7 protein-coding genes are annotated in these 5,828 nt (G+C 70.4%); 6 read left to right on the forward strand and 1 reads right to left on the reverse strand.

The window, feature by feature from the left end:
• From KJ554_09620 to KJ554_09635, 4 genes are all read left to right on the forward strand, one after another.
• On the forward strand, positions 1-739 hold a 739-nt coding region (locus tag KJ554_09620), incomplete at its 5' end, for a hypothetical protein (GenBank protein ID MBU0742593.1).
• Positions 733-1,077 (forward strand): (2Fe-2S)-binding protein, encoded by a 345-nt coding sequence (locus KJ554_09625; protein MBU0742594.1) that lies wholly within the window; start codon positions 733-735, stop codon positions 1,075-1,077. The genes KJ554_09620 and KJ554_09625, both read left to right, overlap by 7 nt.
• On the forward strand, positions 1,074-2,258 hold the full coding sequence (locus tag KJ554_09630; GenBank protein ID MBU0742595.1) for an FAD-binding oxidoreductase: 1,185 nt from the start codon (positions 1,074-1,076) through the stop codon (positions 2,256-2,258). Before KJ554_09625 ends, KJ554_09630 begins: the two co-directional genes overlap by 4 nt.
• Before the next feature lie 21 nt (positions 2,259-2,279).
• Positions 2,280-2,498, forward strand: a complete 219-nt coding sequence (locus tag KJ554_09635; protein MBU0742596.1) for a hypothetical protein — start codon at positions 2,280-2,282, stop codon at positions 2,496-2,498.
• 116 nt (positions 2,499-2,614) lie between these two features.
• Here KJ554_09635 and KJ554_09640 read toward each other — a convergent pair whose 3' ends face one another.
• Entirely contained in the window at positions 2,615-3,523 is a 909-nt protein-coding gene (locus tag KJ554_09640) for a TIGR01777 family oxidoreductase (GenBank protein ID MBU0742597.1), read from the reverse strand.
• A 179-nt stretch (positions 3,524-3,702) separates the two neighbouring features.
• Here KJ554_09640 and KJ554_09645 point away from each other — a divergent pair, with 179 nt between their 5' ends.
• Both KJ554_09645 and KJ554_09650 read left to right on the forward strand, forming a co-directional pair.
• On the forward strand, positions 3,703-4,506 hold the full coding sequence (locus KJ554_09645; GenBank protein MBU0742598.1) for an enoyl-CoA hydratase/isomerase family protein: 804 nt from the start codon (positions 3,703-3,705) through the stop codon (positions 4,504-4,506).
• 31 nt (positions 4,507-4,537) lie between these two features.
• On the forward strand, positions 4,538-5,828 hold a 1,291-nt coding region (locus KJ554_09650; GenBank protein ID MBU0742599.1), incomplete at its 3' end, for a 3-isopropylmalate dehydratase large subunit.

A 5,828-nucleotide genomic window follows, 5' to 3' on the forward strand; every position in this document is an offset into this window, starting at 1 on the left:
CGCCCTGCCGCGCCTCGCGCAGATGCGCGATCGTCTGGAGTCCGACGCGCGGCGCATATCCCTGGCCGACAGGATCGAAGTCCTGAGCGGCGTCCGGGTCGTGGGCGCCTATCAGCCCGACATGCTGCTTTTGAAGGACGAATCCGGTCTGGCCGTGGCCCGCGCCGCCGCGATCGTCTGGGCGGGCGGCGCCTGGGATCGCCTCGGCGACTTCGAGAACAACGACCTGCCCGGTCTGATGGGTCCCCGCGCCCTCTACAGGCTGGCGGCGATCCAGGGCCTGCGGCTCGCCGGCGCCAGGACCGTCGTGTGCGGCCACGGTTTCGACCTGTGGCTGTCGGCAGCCCTGCTGCACGCCGTGGGCGCGCGCGTCGCCCTGGTCCCGGACACCGTCACCGGCGCCGAAGGTGAAATCCCGGCGGCTTCCCGGAGACTGGGCTGGGCCCTGCATGCCGGCCTCGAGCTGCGGCGGGCCACAGCCCGCACCGGCGCCCTCGCCACCCTGGACTTCGCCGGCGGCGGCGGTCTGACCCGGCTGCCGGCCGACCTGGCCGTGATGTGCGCCCGGGCCAAACCGGCCCACGACATACCCTATCAGCTGGGCGCGGATCTCGTGCTCGACCCGGACCGGGGCGGCTTCGTGCCCCGGGCGGCACGGACATCGGGGACGGTGGTGTCGATCGTCGGCGAAGCCGCAGGCGCCGCCCCGGAGGATCTGTGCGTGGAGGCCGTATCATGAGCAAGCGCATCCTCTGCCGCTGCGAGGACGTGACCCGTGCGGAGTTCCGCGAGGCCTACGCCGAGGGGTTCACCGAGCTGGAGTCCCTGAAGCGCTACACGGGCGTGAGCACCGGGTTCTGCCAGGGCAAGGGCTGCCTCGTCGAATCCGCGCTGGAACTCTCCTCGCTGCGGGACGTGCCGCCCGGCGACATATGCCTGACCAACATCCGGCCGCCGGTCGAGCCGGTGACCTTCGCCGAGCTGGCGCGCCTCGAGCCGCCGCCCCTGCTCGACGACCTGAAGCGCACTTCCGCCGCCGCAGGCCCGCAACGGCCAGACACCGGGGACGAGACATGATCCCCCTGCCGGCCGGCCCCGTGCCCCAACGCGCCGACGCCGTCGTCGTGGGCGGCGGCATCAACGGTCTGGCGATCTCCGTCGAGCTGGCGCGGCGCGGCCTGCGGGACATCGTGGTGCTGGAGAAGGCCTACCTCGGCAGCGGCTCCACCGGCCGGTGCGGCGGCGGCATCCGACAGGTCTGGACCACGGAGGAGAACATCCTGCTGGCCAAGGAGAGCGTCGCCTGCTACGGCAGCCTCGCGGGCGAGCTCGGCCTGCACACCTTCTTCCGCCAGGGCGGCTATCTGATGGTGACCGAGGACGCTGCGCAGCTGGAGACTTTGCGCAGCGCCGTGGCCCTGCAGAACCGCTGCGGCGTGCGCAGCGAATTCCTGCAGCCCCGGGACTGCCTGAAGCTGGTGCCCCAGCTGAACGTCAGCCGACTGGCGGGCGCGCTGTTCTGTCCCGACGACGGCACCGCCTACCCCTTCTCGGTGGTGTGGGGGTACGCGCGGGCGGCACAGCGCCTGGGCGTCAAGGTCTTCATCCGCACCGAGTTGGTCGACGTGGCGACCACCGGGGAACGCATCAGCGGCGTCCGCACCAGCCGCGGCGGCATCTCGACGCCGCTGCTGATCAACTGCGCCGGGCCCTGGGCGCGCACCCTGGCGGCCAAGGTGGGCGTGTCGCTGCCCAACCGGCAGGAGCGCCACGAGATCATGGTCAGCGAATCCTACAAGCCGTTCCTGGACCCCATGGTCATCTCCATCTCCAACGGGATCTACTTCAGCCAGAGCATGCGCGGCGAGCTCCTCGGCGGCATCGGCGATCCCGGCGAACCCCGCTGGGAGGACGCCGGCAGCTTCGACACCCGCAGCCAGCTCCGCTTCGCCGCCCGGTTCGCCCGGGCCCTGATCGATTCCTTCCCGCCCGCCGCCGGGATGCGTCTGATGCGCCAGTGGGCGGGCCTGTACGACGTCACACCCGACCACCGGCCGATCCTGGGCGGCGTGCCCGGCCTCGACGGCTACCACCATCTGTGCGGTTTCAGCGGTCATGGCTTCATGCTGGCGCCCGTGGCGGCACGGCGCATGGCCCGCCACATCCTCACCGGCGAGGCGGACGAGATCATCGCCTCCCTGTCGCTGGATCGTTTCGCGCGCGGCGAGATCGAGGTGGACGCCTTCGTGGTGGGGTGAGGGGGGCCGGGCAGGGGATCGATGAAACCATCAGGCTCCCAGGCCATCTCCTTGACCTTCCCCACACCGGCGGCCAACCAGCGGCCGTCTTCCCGCGTTGCGCCGTCCGGTAAACGTCGGCCGGACATGTCGTGCGCCACGCCGTCACGGGCGAACGCCGCCGGCAGCACGGCGACGATGTGCGCCGAGGCGAAGACGCCCGCGGGCACGGACACGTCCGCCAAGGCCGCGACCTCGTAGGTCAGCGTATGGAAATCCCCGGGGTTGCTGTCGTCGCGACTGTTGTAGAAGCGCGGCGTGCCGGACCAGGTCTTGCTCGCTCCTCCTCGTCCAGTAGCCTTATCGGGCTCCATGTGCTACCGGAGCAGATCGATCAGAGCGGCCTCCAGATCGTGGTGCTTGAAGCTGAAACCGTTCGCGCGCAGGACCTTGGGCACCGCCCGGCAACTGCACAGCATCATGTCGGCCATCTCACCGAGCGCCAGGCGCAGCAGGAACGCCGGCATGCGGAAAGCCGAAGGTTTTCCCAGCACGCGCCCCAGGGCCTGTGCGAATTCCTGCTGGGTCGGCGGGTCGGGCACGACCATGTTCACCGGGCCCGAGATCCCTTCGTGGTCGAGCAGGTGTAGCGTGGCCCGGACCATGTCCGAGCGGTGGATCCAGGGGAAGAAAGCGCGCGGATCGCCGAGCGGACCGCCGAGCCCGAAACGATAGGGCATGGTCAGGCGGGCCAGGGCATCGCCGTCGCGGGCTAGGACCACCCCGGTGCGCAGCAGCACGACGCGCGTGTCGCCCGACGCGGCTTCGAGGGCGCACCCTTCCCATTCGTGGGCCAGGCGCCCCAGGAAATCGCCTCCCGCCTCGCGTTCCTCGTAGAGGGGCTCCCGGCCGCCCTCGGCGTAGTAGCCGACCGCGGAACCGCTCAGCAGGGTACGGACGCGCGGGTGCGCATGGACGGCATCGACAACTCTGCGGGTCGTCTCCAGACGGGACCTGCGGAACTGCTGCTTGCGCCGGCTCGTCCAGCGTCCTGCGGCCAGCGGCTCTCCGGCCAGGTTGATCACCGCATCGCAATCGGCCAGGGCGTCCTGCCAGGCTCCCTCTGCCGCGGGGTCGCCCTCCAGGATCTCGACGGGACGCGGCAGACGGGACAGCGCGCGGCGACGATCCCGCGTGATACAGACCGCCTCGTCTCCCCGCTCGATCAAGCCCCGGATCAGGGCCCGCCCGATCAGTCCGGTGCCACCGGTCAGAAACACCCTCATACGCATCTCCCGACGGTCTCGCCGGAGCATACCGGCACGTGCAGCATATGACCGGTCCGGGACGTTGTCCAGCGTCGGACCACCGGCGTTGACACCGCTCCCGTGGGTATTATCGTGTCCGGAAAGGCGGCTCGAACGCCGCCCCCGGTCAGCGTCCCCGCCCGTTCAAGGAGCGAGCCATGAACTACGAGTACTTCGATTGCGATATCGACGATGGCGTGGCGACCATATCTTCGCTGGGCCCGTCGGCCCCCCAGCTCCAGGATATCGGGGACGAACTGGTGGACGTCCTGCTGCGCCTGCAGGAAGACCGCGCGGTGCGTGTCATCCTGCTGAGCGATGCGGGCGGCGCGTTCGACGCCACCATGGGCCTGCAGTCGGCAGCGGAGGACCGCACCCGCGGCGAGGGCATGGAGAACATGGCGGCCGGTCTCGACACGGTGCGCCGCGTGGTCACGCTGATGCAGGAGCTGGGCAAGCCTGTCGTGGCCGCGGTCAGCGGGGACGTGCGCGACGCCGGGTTCGGCCTGGTGATGGCCGCCGACATCTGCATGGCCTGCGCCACCGCCACCTTCACCCTGCAGGACATGCGCCACGGGCTGCTGCCGGACTGGGGCATGACCTACACGCTGCCCCGCCTCATCGGTCCCAAACGGACCCTGGAGCTCTTCTGGTCCGGGCGCTCGGTCCCCGCCGAAGAGGCGGCGCGCATGGGCCTGATCGACAGGGTGGTGCAGAGCGACGTCTGGGACGAGGAGGTGGAGAGGTTCACCCGGCACCTGACCACGATCCCGCAGCCGGCCCTGCAGCTCAGCAAGATGGCCGTGCAGCAGTCGTCGCAATTCGACATGACCACCATGCTGTCCCTGGAATTCGAGTCCCAGCAGCAATGCTGGGATTCGCGCGAGACGGATACGGGCATGGCCGCGATGCTCGCCGGCAGAGAGCCCGACTTCCGGTTCGAAGAAGCCGGTGACGATTGACAGGCACTACCCCACACCTGGAGGACGCGACGTGGGCCTCACCCTGATCGAGAAGATCATCGCCAGCCACTGCGACCAGGAGGTCGTGCGCCCGGGCGATACCGTGGACATGCGGGTGGACGTCCGGGCCGCGCGCGATTTCGGCGGCGCGAGCGTGGTCAAGAACCTGCGGCAGGCCGGGCTGGGCATCGACGACGCGACGAAGACCCTCTTCACCTTCGACTGCAATCCCGGCGGCAGCGATCAGGGCTACGCGGCCAACCAGCAGATCTGCCGCATCTTCGCGCGCGAGACGGGCGTCGGCCTGCGCGACATCACCCAGGGCATCGGCACCCACCTCGCCATCGACGACGGGCTCGTGGGCCCGGGCTCGACCTTCGTCAGCACCGACAGCCACGCCAACATCATGGGCGCCGTGGGCGCCTTCGGGCAGGGCATGGGCGACCAGGACATCGCCTACGCCTGGAGCTCCGGCAAGGTCTGGTTCAGGGTGCCCAAGTCGTGCCGGATCGTCCTGAAGGGCCGCCCCGCGCCGGAGGCCACGGCCAAGGACATCGTCCTGAAGATGCTGCAGGTCCTGGGCGCCGGCGGCCTGCTGGGCTACGCCGCCGAGATCACGGGCGGGATCGTCGACGCGCTGGACGTGAACGACCGCGTCACGATCGCCAGCATGTCCACCGAGATGGGCGGCATCATCTCCCTGTTCGAGCCCAACCAGGTCGTGCTGGACTTCTGCCGCGCGGCCGGCGGCCGGGTCTTCCAGCCCGTCGCCGCCGATCCCGACGCCCGCTACGACGCGACCTTCGAGGTGGACATCACCGGTCTGCGCCCGATGATCGCGCGCCCGGGCCATCCCGAGGACACGGTGCCCGTCGCCGAGGTGGCCGGCCGCAAGGTCGACTCGATCTTCATCGGCTCCTGCACAAACGGCCGGCTGGAGGACCTGCGCCGCGCGGCCAAGGTCCTCGCGGGCCGCACCGTGGCTCCCGGCGTCGTGCTGAAGGTGGTGCCCAGCACCCGCGCGGTGTGGGAGGCCTGCCTGGACGAGGGTCTGGTGGACGTGTTCATGAAGGCCGGCGCCCTGGTGGGCAACGCCGGCTGCGGCGGCTGCGCCGCCGGCCAGATCGGCCAGAACGGCCCCGGCGAGGTGACGGTCAGCACGGGCAACCGCAACTTCGCCGGCAAGCAGGGCAAGGGCGAGGTCTACCTGGCCGCACCCGCGGTGGCGGCGGCCTCTGCCGTGGCCGGCGTGATTGCCATGCCCGACGCGCTTCCCGCCACTCCGGTCCTCTTCCCGATCGGAAAAGGCAGCGGGGTCGCCC

Source organism: bacterium (genome assembly GCA_018814885.1).
Classification (GTDB): domain Bacteria; phylum Krumholzibacteriota; class Krumholzibacteriia; order LZORAL124-64-63; family LZORAL124-64-63; genus JAHIYU01.